Origin of the sequence: Burkholderia sp. CpTa8-5, from assembly GCF_017815045.1 — a bacterium.
Lineage (GTDB): Bacteria > Pseudomonadota > Gammaproteobacteria > Burkholderiales > Burkholderiaceae > Burkholderia > Burkholderia sola.
Genome location: NZ_JAGIQD010000021.1, coordinates 19,530 through 36,771 on the forward strand (window position 1 = coordinate 19,530; position 17,242 = coordinate 36,771).

16 protein-coding genes are annotated in these 17,242 nt (G+C 70.0%); 4 read left to right on the forward strand and 12 right to left on the reverse strand.

Translation table 11 applies throughout. The features are described from left to right. Window positions 1–3: 3 nt before the first annotated feature. A complete protein-coding gene (bcsB, locus tag J8I35_RS25880; RefSeq protein WP_209927648.1) occupies window positions 4–2,340 on the reverse strand; it encodes a cellulose biosynthesis cyclic di-GMP-binding regulatory protein BcsB in 2,337 nt (778 codons plus the stop codon). Between the two features lie 476 nt (window positions 2,341–2,816). On the opposite strand from bcsB, the gene J8I35_RS25885 reads away from it, so the two are divergent. Beyond that, complete coding sequence (locus tag J8I35_RS25885) at window positions 2,817–3,839, forward strand: sensor domain-containing diguanylate cyclase (RefSeq protein WP_209927650.1); 1,023 nt, start codon at window positions 2,817–2,819, stop codon at window positions 3,837–3,839. A gap of 16 nt (window positions 3,840–3,855) precedes the next feature. Here J8I35_RS25885 and J8I35_RS25890 read toward each other — a convergent pair whose 3' ends face one another. Genes J8I35_RS25890 through J8I35_RS25905 form a run of 4 tightly spaced genes read right to left on the reverse strand, consistent with a single transcriptional unit; the run spans window position 3,856 to window position 8,158 of the window. Then, the gene (locus tag J8I35_RS25890; protein WP_124639239.1) at window positions 3,856–4,308 is read right to left on the reverse strand and encodes a hypothetical protein; all 453 of its coding nucleotides are present in this window, start codon (window positions 4,306–4,308) and stop codon (window positions 3,856–3,858) included. Then, a complete protein-coding gene (locus tag J8I35_RS25895; protein ID WP_209927652.1) occupies window positions 4,308–5,729 on the reverse strand; it encodes a phosphatase PAP2/dual specificity phosphatase family protein in 1,422 nt (473 codons plus the stop codon). The genes J8I35_RS25890 and J8I35_RS25895 overlap by 1 nt, the downstream gene beginning before the upstream one ends. Then, window positions 5,726–7,495, reverse strand: coding sequence for a bifunctional alpha/beta hydrolase/class I SAM-dependent methyltransferase (locus tag J8I35_RS25900; RefSeq protein WP_124556693.1), 1,770 nt, complete (start codon window positions 7,493–7,495; stop codon window positions 5,726–5,728). The genes J8I35_RS25895 and J8I35_RS25900 overlap by 4 nt, the downstream gene beginning before the upstream one ends. Window positions 7,496–7,552: 57 nt before the next feature. Continuing rightward, window positions 7,553–8,158, reverse strand: coding sequence for a CDP-alcohol phosphatidyltransferase family protein (locus J8I35_RS25905; protein WP_050018037.1), 606 nt, complete (start codon window positions 8,156–8,158; stop codon window positions 7,553–7,555). Window positions 8,159–8,627: 469 nt separating this feature from the next. Here J8I35_RS25905 and J8I35_RS25910 point away from each other — a divergent pair, with 469 nt between their 5' ends. Together J8I35_RS25910 and J8I35_RS25915 are read left to right on the forward strand one after the other, a co-directional pair. Then, a complete protein-coding gene (locus tag J8I35_RS25910; RefSeq protein WP_124556692.1) occupies window positions 8,628–9,260 on the forward strand; it encodes a lysophospholipid acyltransferase family protein in 633 nt (210 codons plus the stop codon). A 38-nt stretch (window positions 9,261–9,298) separates the two neighbouring features. Further along, window positions 9,299–10,228: a phosphatidate cytidylyltransferase gene (locus J8I35_RS25915; protein WP_006481850.1), complete on the forward strand. Its 930-nt coding sequence runs from the start codon at window positions 9,299–9,301 to the stop codon at window positions 10,226–10,228. 40 nt (window positions 10,229–10,268) lie between these two features. Here J8I35_RS25915 and J8I35_RS25920 read toward each other — a convergent pair whose 3' ends face one another. The 5 genes from J8I35_RS25920 to J8I35_RS25940 form a co-directional block, all read right to left on the reverse strand. Continuing rightward, window positions 10,269–11,081, reverse strand: a complete 813-nt coding sequence (locus J8I35_RS25920; RefSeq protein ID WP_209927657.1) for a topoisomerase IV — start codon at window positions 11,079–11,081, stop codon at window positions 10,269–10,271. 51 nt (window positions 11,082–11,132) lie between these two features. After that, window positions 11,133–11,891 carry a hypothetical protein gene (locus J8I35_RS25925; protein WP_348522282.1) on the reverse strand — a complete coding sequence of 253 codons (759 nt, stop codon included), beginning with the start codon at window positions 11,889–11,891 and terminating at the stop codon, window positions 11,133–11,135. A gap of 138 nt (window positions 11,892–12,029) precedes the next feature. Then, window positions 12,030–12,341 (reverse strand): hypothetical protein, encoded by a 312-nt coding sequence (locus tag J8I35_RS25930; protein WP_050018256.1) that lies wholly within the window; start codon window positions 12,339–12,341, stop codon window positions 12,030–12,032. Next, window positions 12,341–13,702: an acyclic terpene utilization AtuA family protein gene (locus J8I35_RS25935; protein ID WP_209927659.1), complete on the reverse strand. Its 1,362-nt coding sequence runs from the start codon at window positions 13,700–13,702 to the stop codon at window positions 12,341–12,343. Before J8I35_RS25935 ends, J8I35_RS25930 begins: the two co-directional genes overlap by 1 nt. Before the next feature lie 39 nt (window positions 13,703–13,741). Continuing rightward, window positions 13,742–15,040 (reverse strand): citrate:proton symporter, encoded by a 1,299-nt coding sequence (locus J8I35_RS25940; RefSeq protein ID WP_209927662.1) that lies wholly within the window; start codon window positions 15,038–15,040, stop codon window positions 13,742–13,744. Window positions 15,041–15,137: 97 nt separating this feature from the next. Between J8I35_RS25940 and J8I35_RS25945 the strand changes: the two genes are divergently transcribed. Next, complete coding sequence (locus tag J8I35_RS25945; protein ID WP_050018258.1) at window positions 15,138–16,034, forward strand: LysR family transcriptional regulator; 897 nt, start codon at window positions 15,138–15,140, stop codon at window positions 16,032–16,034. Between the two features lie 33 nt (window positions 16,035–16,067). Here the strand turns inward: J8I35_RS25945 and J8I35_RS25950 are convergent, their stop codons facing one another. Beyond that, window positions 16,068–16,652, reverse strand: coding sequence for a flavin reductase family protein (locus J8I35_RS25950; RefSeq protein WP_050018259.1), 585 nt, complete (start codon window positions 16,650–16,652; stop codon window positions 16,068–16,070). A 132-nt stretch (window positions 16,653–16,784) separates the two neighbouring features. Beyond that, entirely contained in the window at window positions 16,785–17,210 is a 426-nt protein-coding gene (locus J8I35_RS25955; RefSeq protein ID WP_006481570.1) for a VOC family protein, read from the reverse strand. Window positions 17,211–17,242 lie beyond the last annotated feature (32 nt).

The window sequence follows — 17,242 nt, forward strand, 5'->3', positions numbered from 1 at the left end:
CCGTTACATCCCCCGTCGACGCGCGGCGATTCGCTGCAGCACGCTGAACACGCCGAGCGCGAGCAAGAGCCCCGCGACGACGCCGACCGCGCCGAGCACGACCGGATGCCGCGCCGCCTCCGTCCATACGCGCGCATACCACGGCACGAAGCCGACCACGTAAGGCTCGCCGACCCGCAGGCTGTCGACCTGCCCCGGCCGCACCAGCGCGAGATCGCCCTGCAGTTGCGACACGAGCCCGGCGTTCTCGAACACGTCGAGCAGATCGCCGAGGCGCGGCTGGCCGGTCGCGGTCAGCGCGACGACGCTGCGACCGCGGCTGCCCGGCAGCTCGAAACCGGCGAGCGCCGCGAGCGGGCCCGCCTGTTCGATGTGCGCACCGCCGTCGGCGACGCCCACGCCGTTGCGCCAGCGCTCCTTCACCGTGAACGCGACGCGCGTCGTGCCCGCGCCGTCGGCCGCGCCCTGCTCGCCGATCGCGAGCGGCAGCGCCGTGCGCCACTGCGCGAGCAGCGGCGACGCGGGCGAGCCGTCGATCACGAGCAGGTCCTTGTGCCCGGACAGCGCGGCGACGTCGCCGGGCCGCGCGACCTGCACGCGCAGCGCCGGGAAGCCGGTCCATTCGCCCATGTGGCCGAGCATCGTCAGATAGGCCTCGAGCTCCTGCGGCGACGGCCGGTCGGGCATCACGACGGCCGTCTGCGACAGGTCGGCGAAGCGGGTGAACGGGAAGCCGCTGTTCGCGAAGAACGCGAGGTTCGGCAATTGCGCGTAATGGACGAAGTGCGAGAAGTCGATCGTCGAATCGGGATCGATCGCCGCGCGCTGCGGCTCGGTGGCCGTGCTCGAACACAGGCCCGTCTTCTGCGAATCGAGCGTGAAGCGGAACTGCAGCTGGTTGCCGCTTCCGACGCGGAACGCGGGAATGTCGACGTCGCTCGTCACGCGCCCTTCCGGCATCGACAGCAACGGCAACTGCATGCGGCCGTGCGCGTCCTCCGCCTGGGCCGGCCCGAGCCGGTACGACTTCACGAGCTGATCGTTGATCTCGACCGCGAGCGTCGAATTGTCCTGCACGGTCGGCGCCGTGTAGCGGTAGCGCAGCGTGATCGGCACGCCCGCGCCGTTCCACGAATGCAGATCGGCCGGCACGCGCAGGTTCAGCCGGATCGCGTCGGGCGTCGTGCCGCGCACTTCCAGCTGGCGCGGGTCGTTCACGAGTTCGCGGAACGCGATCGGCCGGTTCACCGGCAGCCAGCGCGGCGCATCGTACGGCTTGCGCGGCGCGCCGAGATCGACGTGCGCGACCGTCGCCGCCGGCCCCGACAGCGCCGCGCGGCCGAGCACGAGCGTCGCGACCGCGTCGTCGACCTCGGCCGCCGTGCGGCCCGTGACGACCAGCAGCTTGCGGCCCGGCGCGGCCGGGCTGTCGGCGACCGCGAGCAGCGGGCCGTTCACGGGCGGCAGCGCGAGACCGGCCGGCAGCGTCGCGACCGTGCCGACCACGACGGCCTGATCGTCGGCCGGCAGCGCGGTCGACACCGGGAAGCGCGCATGCCGGTAGTCGGCCAGCGCGCCGAACCACGACGCGAGCACGCCCGCGCTGCGCAGCGTCGCCGAATCGGGCGTGGCCGGCAGCACGAACGGCAGCCGCACGCGGCCGTTGTCGCGCCGGTCGAAGAACGGCGCGGGCAGCAGCGCGAGATCGTTCGGCAGGCGCACCGGCGATTCGTCGAGGATCAGCTCGCTCGTCGGGCTCACGTCGGCCCACAGCGCCGAGTTCGTCGGATCCTCGCAATGGTCGAGCGTGTAATGCGCGATCAGGCGCAGGCCGATCTGGTTGAAATCGGAAAAGTAGCGCGGATCGATCGGGATCTCTTGCGTGACCGTGCGGCCCGCGCGCGCGGCGTCGAACGGGACGGTCGCAACCACCTCGCCGTTCACCGACACCTTCAGGTGCGACAGCGGAAAGACCAGCGACGGCGAATACGCGTAGGTCAGGCGCAAGCGTGCGCCGGTGATCACGCGGTCGAGCCGCACGCCGGCGTTGATCGTGCGGGCGTCGTCGGCGCCGCGCAGGCGCAGCGGATCGAACGCGCCGAGCGACGCGAACGGCACACGCACGGTCGTCGCCGGCAGGCCGGCGGCCGGGACGCTGGCCGCCGCCGGCGCGGCCGCGGGCACCGCGGCCGACGCCGCATCGGGCGCCGCCGCGTGAGCGGCCGCGGCCGTCGACGCAGCGGCCGGCACCGCCGGCAGCGGCGCGGCCGACAGCGCGGCCGTATGGAAAGCGCCGGTCATCGCGGCCGCCAGGACGAACAGCGACACGGCCGGCTTCATGCGCGGCCCCGCGTCGTCACGATCGTCCGATCATCCTGCGCGTCGCAACCGACGCGCGCAAAGCAGCTATGCCCGTGAGTGCACATCCCCTCTGCTTCCCCTCATATCTGGCTTGATTGCATTTATCGGTACGACGCGGCGGATGCTTCAATGACCGGTTCGTCGCGCTGAGGGACGCCTGGCACCGGCGCCCATCATTCGCCACACTATCTCAAAAATAGAACAAAACTTACCGTGATTCGCGACTGAGAGGCGAAAAAATCTCAATTCGGTCGGAAATGCCGAGCAGGAAGAGTGAATGGCAAGAGTTGCGCCGTTGCCAGCCGGACGGCTGGAACGGCATACTGCCGGCGCGATACGGCTGGCCGGGCATCGCCTGCATTCCGTGCGGACCGCCCGGAATGCGCTGCCGCAAGCGGCGCGTATGCTACCGCAAGTACGCGCCGCACGACGTACTTTCTTCACGGAAAACTGACTTGGATCAAATCGCCGACGCCGCCACCCCGTCCGCCGGGACGCTGCTGCGCATCATCGCCGCTCAAGCCGAAATCGCGAAACTCGGCCTCGACCTCGGCAGCGTGATGGCCTACGTGGCCGAGCAGGTGCCGCAGCTCACCGGCGCGAGCGCCGCCGCGGTCGAATTCTCCGAAGGTGACGACATGGTGTACCGCGCCGCGTCGGGCACGGCCGCCGGGATGCTCGGGCTACGGTTGCGGCGCTCGGGCAGCCTGTCGGGCCTGTGCGTGCAGCAGGGCAAGTTGCTGCACTGCGTCGATTCGGAAGCCGACCCGCGCGTCGATCGCGATGCGTGCCGCCGGGTCGGCCTGCGCTCGATGCTCGTGATGCCGCTCACGCACGCCGACACGACGGTCGGCGTGCTGAAGGTGATGTCGCCGGACGTCGACGGCTTTTCGCCGGCCGACGCGGCCACGCTGCGGCTGATGGCCGACCTGATCGCCGCCGCGATGTTCCACGCGGCCCGCAACGAAGCGAACGAACTCTATCTGCGGGCGACGCACGACGCGCTGACGGGCTTGCCGAACCGCGCGCTGTTCTACGACCGCCTGCGCCAGTCGATGCACACGACGCTGCGCGCGAGCGGCCGGCTCGGCATTCTCAACATCGACATGGACGGGCTGAAACCGATCAACGACGAATTCGGCCACCGCGCGGGCGACGCCGCGCTGCGCGAGGTCGCCATGCGGATGCAGGCCGCGGTGCGTCGCTCGGATACGGTCGCGCGCGTCGGCGGCGACGAATTCGCGGTGATCCTGCCGAACCTCGGCACCCGCGACGATGCCCATACGCAGAGCATGCGGCTCTCGCGGCAGGTCGGCGAGCCGTTCGAATTCGACGGGCATCCGCTGCGGCTCGGCGTCAGCGTCGGCATCGCGATGCTGCCGGACGACGGTACCGACATGAATGCGCTGATCGAGCATGCGGACCAGGCGATGTACGAGGCCAAGCGCACGCGGACGCAACGGACGGCCCGCGCATGACGCATCGCATGCATCGCTAGCCGATCGGCGACACCGCGATCGCGATACCGACGACGAGCCACTGCACGACCGCGACGAGCACGGCGGCCCGGCACAGCCCGACCGCGCCGCGCACGCGCGCGTCGAGCGTGCGCCCGGCCTTCGTCGTATCGATCCAGCCCAGATCGGCGAGCGCGCGGTCGAGCGCCGCCAGCCCGGCATCGACCGACCCGTCGCCGTCCACCGCCCGCGCCAGCGCGGCAAACAGCCGCCGATCGATCTCGACGCGCACCGCGTACCACAGCGCCGCGATCCCCGATCCGGTGCTGACGACGGCCAGCAGCACGCGGGCGAGCGTCGCCGGCGGCCAGCCCGCCGCGAGCCATCCGCCCGCGCCGGCCGCGGCCAGCGCGGCCGCGATCGCCCACGCACCCGCATCGAGCGCGCCGCGCGCGGCGGCGATCCTGAACGGGCCGGACGGATCGCGCATCACACGCGCCCCGCATCGCGACGGCGATCGATCCACTGCTGCAGCACGGCCACGCCGTCATCCGACCACACCGCGCGCGGCCGGACCGCGCGCACCGAGGCCAGCGCGTCGCGCGCATCCGTCAGCCCGCGCCGCGCCGCGAGCCACGCGGCCGCGCACAGCACGCTGCGTCCGTAGCCGAGCGCGCAGCAGACCAGCACGTCGCGCCCGTCGCCGTGCAGCCGATCGAGCGCCGCGACGGCCTGCGCGAGCTGCGCCGCCGTCGGCGCGACGAGGTCGAGCTGAGGCACGCACGCATATGCGAGCGACGCATCGGCCGCCGCCCAGCGCGGCATCTCGGCGGTCAGGTCGACCAGCGCGGTGAAGCCGTGGCGCCGGATCTCGCGCGTCGTCGGCGTCCGGCCGATCGACACGCGCTCGTCGATCCGCACCGGCGCCGGCTGCCGGAACGTCCACAGCCGCGAATTGACGAACGCGCCGGCGATCGTCGGCGCGAGCAGCCAGCCGACGAAGACCGGAAACCGCCCATCCGCATCCTTCTGGAACGCGCCGGGCGCGCCGCGCCGGTACGCCCATGCGACGCAGGCGAGCGCCAGCGCGGCCCACCCTGCCGCCAGCGCCCAGCCCGGCGCGCGCGCCACGCACGCCAGCGCCGCGAGCGCGACCAGCGCGGCGCCGAACGCATAGCGGCGCGCGAGCGCGCGACCGGCGGCGGACGGCGACGCATCGGCGCCCGGCAAGCGGCCTGCGGCATCGCGCAGCGGAAACAGGAACAGCGCGAGACAGCCGACGGCCGCCCCGGTCGGCACGTCGATCGCATGATGCTGATAAGTCGTCAGCACCGACACGCCGATCGCCGCGAACCACAGATGCAGCACGACGCGCGCGAACGTGCCACGCAGGTGCTTCGCATAGACGGCCCACAGCACGACGAGCAACCCGATATGCAGCGACGGCGCCTGGTTGAACGGCTTGTCGAAGCCCATCAGCAGCGTGAACAGCGCGCCGGCCACGCCGCCCGCGTCGGGCCGCTCGAAGCCGAAGCGCAGCGGCCACGCGACGAAGCACGCGACCGACACCAGTTGCACGGTCAGCAGCCGCTTCACGTGATCGAGCAGATCGTCGCGGCGCGTCCAGAAGAAGAACGACAGCGCATACAGCAGGTCGATCGACCAGTACGGCACGATCGTCCACGGCACGAACGGGATCGCGTGCTCCCAGCCGAACGCGAACGTCGGCACCGCTTCGCGGCGCGCGGCGAGCCAGTTCGCGAAGCCGTACGTCGAGAAGAACACGGCGCCCATCGCCGCGAGCCAGCACAAGCGCAGCGCGAACGACGCGGCGCGCGCGCCGGCCGCCGGCTCGGCCAGACCGCCGCTCGCGTCCGCATCCACACCCGCGCCGCCGCCGAGCGCGCTCATGACGCGTCGACCCGCTGCGCGAGGCTGACCGTGAAGATGCCCATCTCGTCGATGCGCTGGTCGAGCTTGCGGAAACCCGCCCGCGCAACGAGCTCGTCCATTTCGGCTTGCGAACGACGGCGCATCACCCAGGTCGACTCGCCGCGGTGATTGTTCAGCGCGCGCGCGATGAATTCGAGCTGCGGATGCCACGGCTGCCCCGTATAGACGAGATAGCCGCCCGGCGGCACGGCCTGCGCGAGCCCGCGCAGCGAGCGCTCGATCAGCGCGTTCTCGCCGAACAGCTCGTACAGGCCCGACACGATCGCCAGCGTCGGCCGCGGCTCGAGCGTCGCGAGCGACGCCTCGTCGAACGCATCGCCGCGCTCGAAGCGCGCGATCGGCTCGAGGCCGCGCTGCGCGATCAGCACGCGGCCGGCCTCGACGTTCGGCGGGCTGTAGTCGCGCAGCGTGATGTCGTCGGGCGCCGCGCCGTCGCGCTCGGCGGCCATCGCGATCGCGTCGAGCACGTAGCGCCCGTGGCCGGCCGCGATGTCGACGATCCGCACCGGCGTGCCGTTCCCGCGCAGGCGGCCGATCGCCGTGCCGATCAGTTCCTGCAGATGCACCTTGCGCTGGCGGATGCCGACCCAGCCCGGCGAATCGAGATACGTGCGGTCGATCAGCGCACCGATGCCGAACCGCCCCTGCGCGCGATTGCGGTACACGTAGTCGAGCGTCGAGCCCGAATCGAAGCCGAGCCGCAACCCGAGCGCGATGCCGTCGGACAGCGCGCCGCCGGCTTTCAGGCCGGCGCGCGTGAGCGCCCAGTACGCCCGCGCGAACACGTTGGCCGGCGGCCGGCCGAGCGCCGCGTATTCGTCGTGGAACGCGCCGCGGCGGTCGGCATCGGCGAGCGACACGCGCGGGCTCGGCGCATCGAACTCGCGCAGCACGAACGCACGCAGCGGCGCGAGCGCCTGCGCGCGGTCGCGCTCGCCGAGCGTGTCGTGGTAGAAGCCCGGCAGCACGATGCGCTCCTTGCGCGCCGAGCCGAGCCGCTCGAAGAAACGGTCCTGCGGGCCGCGATGCACGACCCAGTCGGCGCCCGAGATCAGCAACTGGGTCGGCACGGTGATCGCGGCCGCGTCGGCGACGATCCGCTGCGCGGTATCGTGCAGGTCGAGCAGCATGTTGACCGCGATCGGCCGCGTGATCAGCGGATCGGACGCGTAGCTCGCGATCCGCTCGGGGTCGTGCGTGAGGAATGTCGGCTTCACGTAGCTGTTCACGTAGAACAGCCCGCGCAGCTTGTGCATCAGCCTCAGCCCCGGCCGCGCGAACGGTACGTAGAGCTTGATGTGGAAGGCCGGCGACGCGACGACGAGCGCGCGGATCGGCGGCGCGTAATCGTGCGCCCAGGTCGCCGCGAGCACCGCGCCGACGCTCTGGCCGATCACCGCGATATCCTCGATCGCGATGCCGTGCGTGTCGCGGATATGCTCGACGAAGGTCTGCAGGTCGCGCACCGACGCGGCCGCGCTCGGGCTGTAGCCGCGCGCGCCCGGCGAGCGGCCGTGGCCGCGTGCGTCCCACGCAAAAAACGCGAAATCCGGCAGGTCGAGCTCGTCGACGAGGTGCGCGACGCGCGCCGAGTGTTCGTGGCCGCGATGCAGCAGCACGATCGCGCCTCGGCAGCGCGGGCCCGTCGCGGGCCAGTGGCGATAGAACAGCGTTGCGCCGTCGTGCGTGATGAAGTCGGCCTCACGGGCCGTGCGTGCGTTCATGCGATCTCTCTCGTTTCGTTATTCGAATCATGTGGCGCCGCCCTCCGGCGCGGCCCGTCAGCGGCCCGCTTCGGCGACGCCGGCCTGCACGCGCCGCACCGCCGTCACGATCGACAGCACGATCAACAGCCGCCACAGCCACGCGGCGACACCGCCGACCGGGAAGCCGAGGCCGATCCACAGCGCGAACGCGCCGAGGGCCAGCGCCCGGTCGCTCTTGCCGAACGGGCCGTCGTAGCGGCGCGTCGCGCCGACGAGCGGGCCGATCAGCCCCGCGCATTCGACGATCACCGCCGTCAGCGCGAACAGCCAGACGTCCGCCGGCGCGAACGCGGGAATCGCGAGGAACGGCAGCACGAGCGCGACGTCGGACACGATGTCGCCCAGCTCGTTCAGGTACGCGCCGAGCGTGCTCTTCTGCCCGTGCTCGCGCGCGAGCATCCCGTCGATCGCGTTGAGCGCCATCCGCGCGAACAGCCACAGCGGAATCAGCAGGAACAGCGCGCGGGCGAATACGCCGAGCCCGGCGAGCGCGCCGACGACGATCGAGCCGCCGGCCGCGAACAGCGTGACCTGGTTGGCCGTGACGCCGCGTTCGGCCAGCGAATTCGCGAACGGGCGCAGACGGTTCTGGAATTTGGGTTTGAGTGCGTAGAGGCTCATCGTTTCGTATTCGTATTATTCGCGCGGCACGGTTGGATGCGTTTCCCGCCGCCATGCCCCGGGCGGCGAAACGGCCGTCGTCGGCCTGGATTGAACGGCCCCCATCGTCGCCGAGCCGCCCCGATGCGTCAAGCAGGCGGCCCGGCCGGCCCGCGTGGCGCCAATCTGGCGTTTTTCGGCGAAACTCGCGATAATCCGCTGGCCCGATCGCCGCGAGATCCATTCGAACTGCAGACGGGCACTCGTGCAACAGCCGATTATCACGCCGCCGACCGGCGCATTCGCCGCGACGCAACCGCGTGCGACGGCGAATCGTCCGATTATCGCGGACCTGCGACAGGCAGCCACGAACTTTGAAAAAATTTAAACAAGAGCCGTCCGGCGCGCATCCTGCCGCGCCGGCATTCCGGGGTTCCGTCCGCCGCGCGTGCGCGGCGGGCCGGGCATGCACGCAGGAGGCCGCGCGCCGATGAACATCCTTAACGTCTGGCAGCGCGACTTCCTGCTGTCCATCGTGCGGCTCGTCGCCGGCGCGTATCCGGTCTGGCATCAGGCGCCGCCGTCCCCGACGCAGAAGATCTATTTCTCGAACCACACGAGCCACATCGACACGCTCGCGATCCTCGCCGCGCTGCCGCGCGACGTGCGCGCGGTCGTGCGGCCGGTCGCCGCGCGCGACTACTGGGACAGCAGCGACCTGAAGCGCCACATCGCGCAGAAGCTGCTGAACGTCGTGCTGATCGACCGTCATCGCGAATCGGGCGGCGATCCGCTCGACCCGGTGCGCGATGCGCTGCGGCAGGGTCATTCGATCATCATCTTCCCGGAAGGCACGCGCGGCGCCGACGTGCTGCCGCAGCCGTTCAAGAGCGGGCTGTTCCATCTCGCGACCGAGTTCCCGGAGGTCGCGCTCGCGCCCGTCTATCTCGAGAACCTGCAGCGCATCATGCCGAAGGGCGCGATCTGGCCCGTGCCGCTGATCTGCAAGGTGCATTTCGGCGCGAACGAAGCGCTCGGCGCCCAGGAAGACAAGCCGACATTCCTCGCCCGCATGCGCGACGCGGTCATCGCGCTCGCGCCGCCGCAGCGGCCGGCCGGCTGAACGCGGCGCGCCCCTTCTCCCTTTTCCGGATACCAACCATGCGAACCCTCTTCTGGGAACTGGTCGCGGGCGTCACGGGCGTGCTCGTCGTCGCGACCGTGATCGGCGCGATCCTCGGCGCGCGCAGCGGCGGCACGAGCGCGACCATCGTCAACCTGAACCAGCGCATCCGCGCATGGTGGGCGATGATCGCGATCATGGCCGTCGCGATCGGCCTCGGCAACAACGTCACGTACCTGGTATTCGCGCTGCTGTCGTACCTGACGCTGCGCGAGTTCATCACGCTCACGCCGACCACCGCGAGCGACCATACGACGCTCTTCATCGCGTTCTTCGTCGCGATCCCCGTGCAGTACCTGCTGCTCGGCATCAACTGGTACGGGATGTACTCGATCTTCGTGCCCGTGCACCTGTTCTTCGCGATGTCGCTCGTGTCGGCGCTCACGCAGGACACGCGCGAATTCCTGAGCCGCAACGCGAAGATCAACTGGGCGCTGATGGTGTGCGTGTACGGGCTGAGCCATGCGCCGGCCGTGCTGATCCTCGACATCCCGCGCTACGCCGGGCAGAACGCGCTGCTGCTGTTCTTCTTCCTGTTCGTCGTGCAGATCAGCGACGTGCTGCAATACGTGGTCGGCAAGCTGTTCGGACGCCGCAAGATCGCGCCGCAGCTGTCGCCGTCGAAGACGATCGAGGGCTTCGTCGGCGGCGGCCTGCTCGCCACGCTGTGCGGCGCATCGCTGTATCGCGTGACGCCGTTCAGCTTCGGCGCCGCGTTCGGGATCTCGCTCGCGATCGTGATCGCGGGCTTCGTCGGCGGGCTCGTGCTGTCGGCCGTCAAGCGCTCGCTCGGCACGAAGGACTGGGGCTCGATGATCGCCGGCCACGGCGGGATGCTCGATCGCGTCGATTCGATCTGCTTCGCCGCGCCGGTGTTCTTCCACCTGGTGCGCTACCTGTACGTGTGATGCGCGGGCGGCGCCATGCCGCCCGTTCCCGCGCGGCGGATCAGTATCCGTCGCGCAGCGCCTTCGGCACGACGTAGCGGCCGCGCGCGGCGTCGAACTTCACCGTGTAGCGTGCGTGGATCGCCTTGTCGCCGCGCGTGCCCGTTTCCGTGACCGTCAGCGGGTAGACGTCGCCCGAGCCGGTCGTGTCCGGCGCGATCTCGAAGCGGCGTTCCTCGCAACGCGCGCGAGCATGCGCGCATTCCGTCGACTCGGCATTGTCGAGCGCCTCGTCGATGCGCGCCGCCGCATGCACCAGCGCGTTGCCGTACGGCAGCCAGATCGAACGAAAGCGTTGCGTGTAGCCCTGCCGCGTATCGCTTTCGCCGATCACGAACCCGAACAGGTGCGGCCCGAGCCGCTCGATGCGCACCGTGCCCGGTTCGCCGCGCTCGCCCGATGCGATCTCCGTTTTCTTCGCGACCGGCTCGAGCGTCCTGCCGTCCGGCGAAGGCTTCAGCACGTACAGGTCGATCGCGCCCGGCGTCGCATCCGAATCCATGCCCGGCATCCCGTTCTGCACCGCCGCGTCGGTCTCGCCGCACATCGCGAGCAGCATGCGCGGGCCGTCCGCGGTCGCCACGCGCAGCACGCCGCACGGCGAATGGATGAAATCGCCCTCTTCCGCCTGCCAGCCCTTGCGGTCCGCACGCCAGTCGCCGTACGTGTCGTGGATGAAGGTTTTCAGTTGACGGTCGGGTTGGGCCGGCTCGGCGGCATGAACGGGCGACAGCGCGGCGAGCGCCGCGAGTGCCGTGAACGCGCCAAGGGCGGCGAGCGGCTTCAGACGTCGGTTCCAGTTCTGGATGGTCATGACGAAATCGGTTCGGACTGGTGTGTGGCGGATTGTTGCAGACTCGACGGATCAAGGTTGCCGCGGCGCGATGCCGGTGCCGTCCGGCTTCAGCCGCGCGGTGCGCACCCACCCTTCGGCGATGCCGCGTGTACGCGGATTCAGGTAGACGACCGACGTGAAGCGGCCGTACTCGGTCCGCGCATCGACGTGGTCGTGCTCGACGATGAACAGCCCGTCGATCCTGCATGCATCGTCCGGTGCGGAAAAGAACGGCAGCCGCCCGTTGCCGATGACGACGCGCCCTGCATCGCTGCCCATCACGTAATCTCCTTGCGTCTGAGCACGGCGGTTCAGCGCATCGCAATCGATGGCACTGTGTACCGGCGCGACCGATACCGCGCACGTCGACACGAAACGCGACAGCGCGCCCCGGTCAATCTTCAGCACGTCCGGCCGGTCGGGATCGCGTGTGACGTCGAGCACCTGCATCGTCCGCGTATCGAGCATCACCCAGCCGACCGTCGCTTCGCGATTCGGCGTGCCCGGATGGTCGGGCGTCGTGAACAGGCGGATCCGGTAGACGTCGCCGTTGCGCTCGTCCACCGCGGCATGGATGTCGCGCCGGGCGAACGCGGTCTGCTGCAGCGCAGGTACGATCAGTGCCGTCAGTCGTTGGTTGCACGACGCCGTCGGCGCGGCGGCGGCGGTGGCCTGCACGACCAGCGCACCCACACACGCGAGCGCGACGCGCACGGCGACGGCCGCGCGCCGGCTGCGCCACCCGGTCTCGCCATTCACGCCGGTCGGCGTTACGATCTTGTCGTTCACTTCAGGCTCCGTTCGGTACGCGCGGGAATCGACCCGCGAGGCCGTAGCGTACACGCATGCGCGACGGACCTCATCCACCGACACCGCCCATGAAACTGAAGCTCGACATCGTCCAGTTCGCCGGCCGCGACACCTGCGTCACGCCGGCTCGGGCACCTCGATCGCCAGCAGCGCCGAACTGACCGACTTGCCGTGCGCGTCGAGCGCGAGCGAGCGCGTCACCCCGCCGCCGAGCGCATCGCGCAGCACGAAGTTGAACGCGCCGAGCGCCGGCAACTCGTAGCGCACGACGTCGCCGTGCACGATGCCCGCGAGCCATCTCTTCACCGCTTGCGCATCCAGATGCGTGCGCAGATGGTCGTAATGACGCGGATCGCGGCAGATGACCGACACGTTCAGCGTATTGCCCTTGTCACCGGTGCGCGCATGCGCGAGTTCACGCAGTTGCATCAGGCCTCCACGAATGAAAACGACGGCGTCACGGCCGCGCGCGGCAGCAGCACCGACTGCACCGCGATCACCTCGCGCGTCGACTTGAACGCGCCGCCGCCGCCGGCCGGCCCGTTCGTATAGAGCGTCTCGACTTCGTTGCCGATCCGCGCGGCTTCGGCGGCGTTCGCCGCGCGGCCGGCCACCCGCACGCGCACCTCGGCCGGCTCGCCGCGCACGGCCGGCGTCGCGTCGCCATACAGCGCGTCGACGCCGATCAGGTCGAAGCGCAGCTCGCTCGCCGCGACGTCGGTCAGCGCGAGCCGGTCGCGCACGATGTCGAGCGCGAGACGCGCACGCGCGAGCGCGCCCGGTCCGCCGTACGAGATCTGGCCTTCGCCGATCCAGCCGTCGACATACGCGACCGATACCTTCAGCGTATCGGGCCGCGCGGTGCCGCGCCCGCCCGTCACGCGCACGCGATCGGCCGCTTCCTCGGCGACCGCCACGCGCGTGAAATCCGCCACGACGTCCGGCTGCAGATACCGCGCCGGGTCGTGAATCTCGTAGAGCAGCTGTTCCTTGCAGCTCGCCGCGCTCACGCGGCCGCCCGCGTGCGGCACCTTGGTGATCACGACCGTGCCGTCGGCCGCGACCTCGCCGATCGGGAAGCCGAGCCGCGCCAGATTCGGCACGTCCTTGTAGCCGGGATCCGCGAAATAGCCGCCCGTCACCTGCCCCGCGCATTCGAGCAGATGGCCGACGACGGTCGCCGCCCCCAGCGCGTCCCAGTCGTCCATCCGCCAGCCGAACGCATGGATCAGCGGCGCGGCGAACAGCGACGGATCGGCGACGCGCCCGGTCATCACGACGTCCGCGCCGGCCGCGAGCGCGTCGACGATCGGCGCGGCGCCGAGATACGCGTTCGCGGACACGATGCGGTCGCGATACGCGGCGACGTCGTCGCCCGATTCCTCGAAGCGGAACGCGCCGCGCAGCACGACGTCGAGCACGTCGTCGCCTTCGACCGCCGCGACTTTCAGCCCCGCGATGCCGAGCGACTGCGCGATCTGCGCGGTACGCCGCGCGGCCGCGCGCGGGTTCGCCGCACCCATGTTCGACACGATGCGCACGCGCTTCGCCGCCGCAATCGGCAGCACCGCGTGCATCCGCGCGTCGAGCAGCGGATCGTAGCCGAGCGCTGGATCCTTGCGGCGCGCCTGCTGCGCGATCGCGATCGTGCGCTCGGCCAGGCATTCGAAGACCAGATAGTCGAGCCGCCCGTGTTCGGCCAGCTCGACCGCGGGCTCGATCCGGTCGCCCGAGTAGCCGGCGCCCGCGCCGATGCGCACGCGCCGTTCGTGTGATGGCTTTGCTGTCATGTCCGTACCGTCGTCCGGCGAACGCATCGCCGGCAAATATCAAAAAACGCCGAGCACGACGCACGCGATCGTCATCACGATCGACGCGCCGAACAGCAGCGGAAACGTGAATTTCTGATGCTCGGCCAGCTCGATTCCGCACAGCCCGACGACGAGAAACGTCGCTGGCGTGAGCGGGCTGACCGGAAAGCCCGTCGTCATCTGGCCGAGCAGGGCCGCCTGTCCGACCTGCAGGGCCGGCACGCCGAGCTGGCCGGCCACTTCCGCGATCACGGGCAGCACGCCGAAGTAGAACGAATCGGGATCGAACAGCATGCTGAGCGGCATCGACGCGAGGCCGAGCGCGACTGGGATATGGCCTGCCATCGACGGCGGCACGAAGCCGACCGCCGCCTGCGCCATCGCCTTCAGCATCCCGCTGCCCTGCATGATCCCGGTGAACACGCCAGCCGCGAGCAGGATGCCGGCCATCATCAGCGCGGCACGCGCATGCGCGTCGATGCGCTTCCTCTGCATGTCGACGTCGGGGTAATTCACCATCAGCGCGATGCACAGCCCGACCATGAACATGATCGCGGGCGGAATCTTCTCGCCCATCACGACCATCGTGCCGAGCACGACGAGCGTCAGCACGAGGTTGAACCAGAACAGGTGCGGCCGGCGCAGCGCCTGCTCGTCGGGCGTCAGTTCGCGCCGGGGCAGCGGGATCGACGCATCGTCGCGCGACAGGCCGAGCCGCTTCTCCTCGCGCCGCCCGAGCCAGTACGCGACGCCGAACACGAACACGAGCCCGATCGCCTGCACCGGAATCAGCGGATTGAACAGCGCCGACACCGGCAGGTGCAGCGACGCGGACGCGCGGATCATCGGCCCCGTCCACGGCAGGAAGTTGATGCCCGCGGCCATCGATACCGCAGCGGCCAGCACGCGGCGGTCCATCTTCAGCCGGTCGTACAGCGGCAGCACCGCAGGAATCGTCACGAGAAAGCACACGGCGCCCGAGCCGTCGAGGTGGATCAGCAACGCGAGCAGCGTCGTGCCCATCACGATGCGCGTGGGCCGCGTGCCGACCGCGCGCAGGATCCGGTCGATGATCGGGTCGAGCGTGCCGGCGTCGGTGATCGTCCCGAAGTACAGGATCGCGAACACGAACATCCCGACGACGGGCGCGAGCCCCTTCAGCCCGTCGATGACGAACTTGCTGGTGTGCAGCCCGAAGCCGCCGATCAGCGACGCGGCGATCGGCACGATGATCAGCGCGACGAGCGGCGACATCCGCTTCGACAGAATGGCGGCCAGCAGCACGACGATCGTGCCCAGCCCGAGTAACGGCAGCATCCGTGTCTCCTACCTTGTCTTTTGTGGGAGACGAGCGTAAGGTCGGCGCAGCGATAGCACAATTGAAATGATTTGATCGCAGCAATCACGAACCGTTATGGATCTGAATCTTCGCGACATTCGCGCGTTCGTCACCGTCGCGCACGCCGGCAACTTCACGCGCGCGGCCGCACGGCTGCACCTGTCGCAGCCGGCGCTGACCGTGCAGATCCGCCGGCTCGAGGACATCGTCGGCGCGCGCCTGTTCGACCGCAACAGCCGCAGCGTCGCGCTCACGCAGACCGGGCGCGAACTGCTGCCGCTGTTGCAGCGCTCGCTCGACGACATGGAGCGCGTGCTGCGCGATGCGCGTGCGCTCGGCGAAGGCGCGAGCGGCACGGTGCGGCTCGCGTGCCTGCCGACCTTCGCGTCGAGTGTGCTGCCGGAGCTGATCCAGTCGTTCCGGCGCGACGTGCCGCGCGCGGGCTTCGAGATCCGCGACGGCGTCGCGAGCCTCGTCACCGCGCTGGTGCGCAACGAGGATGCCGATCTCGGGCTGACCGGCGGCGATACGTTCGATGCGTCGCTGGAGGTGCTGTATGCGGGCGCCGACCGGCTCGTCGCCGTGTGCCCGCAGGATCATCCGCTCGCGCGCAAGCGCCGCGTCACCACCGCCGACGTCGCCGGCGTGCCGCTCGTGCTCACCGCGCAGGGCACGAGCGTGCGCAGCGTCGTCGATGCCGCGCTGGACGCGGCCGGCTGCACGCCCGACATCGCGTGCGAGCCGACCTACATGATGACGGCCGTCGCGATGGTGCGCGGCGGCCTCGGCGTGACGATCCTGCCCGCGACCGCCCGCGAGGTGCGCGCCGAGCCCGAACTGGTCGCGAAGCCGATCGACGATCCCGCGTTCGTGCGGCCGATCGCGCTCGTCGCGAAGCGCGGGCGCACGCTGCCGCGCGTCGCGCAGGCGTTCGTCGACCTCATGCTGGCGGAATTGAAAAAGCGCGCATGAAGCGCGCCCGATTCGGGAAAGGGCGTGCGGCGCTTACTGCGCGTCCGGATCGACGTGCAGCGATTCGCCGATCGCATAGAAATTGCCGCCCGCGATGTAGTGCAGGCTGCGCAACGCGGGATCGGCCGATTCGAAATACCAGTGGCCGTCGCGAAACACGCGCGTGTCCGACCATGCGCCGATCACCTCGCCGATGAACAGGTCGTAGGTCTGCTGGTTGTGCGGTTCCGGAATCAGCCGGCACGCGAGCCAGCCCGAGCAGCCGGCGACGAACGGCAAGTCGTGACCGTCGACGTCGAACAGCGTGACGCCCGCTTCGCGCAGCTTGTCGGGCCGCTGCGCGAGGCTGTGGCTGCCGACCGCGTGCGTAAGCTGCAATTGCGCGGCCGTCGGCACCTGGATCACGAACGTGCCGCTGCGCTCGACGAGCTCGCGCGTCTTCGCGGATTTGTCGAGCACGACCGTCAGCTTCGGCGGCAGGAAATCGAGCGCGCACGCCCACGCGGCGGCCATCACGTTGTCGACGCCGTCGTGGCGGGCCGACACGAGCACGGTCGGGCCGTGATTGAGCAGACGGTAGGCCTTGTTCAGCGCCACCGGCGCGATGTGACTGTCCATACGGGTTCCTTGGAGAACGGCGCGCACGGACGGATGCCGTGCGGCGCGGCGCCGGCCGTCGCACCTGCGCGCGGTCGGGCTGAATGCCGCATTCTCGCACCCAGCGTCAATCGGCGCTGGCGCCCCGGCCGGTCACTTCGCGAACAGCTGGCCGATGTCGCGGAACGCCTTGAATTCGAGCGCATTGCCGCACGGATCGAACAGGAACATCGTCGCCTGTTCGCCGACCTGCCCCTGGAACCGCACGTACGGCTCGATCACGAAAGTCACGCCGAACCCGCGCAGCCGCTCGGCCAGCGCTTCCCAGCTCGCCCAGTCGAGCACGATTCCGAAATGCGGCACCGGTACGTCGTGACCGTCGACCGCATTCGTATGCGCGCCTTCCTGCGACGCGGTTTTCGGATGCTCGTGGATCACGAGCTGATGCCCGTAAAAGTTGAAGTCGACCCACTGCGCACTCGAACGCCCCTCTTCCAGCCCGAACACGCGGCCGTAGAAATCGCGCGCGGCCGGCAGGTCGTAGACGGGAATCGCCAGGTGAAACGGGGAAAGACTCATGATGGATGATGGCCTCGTGAAGAAACGCTCGC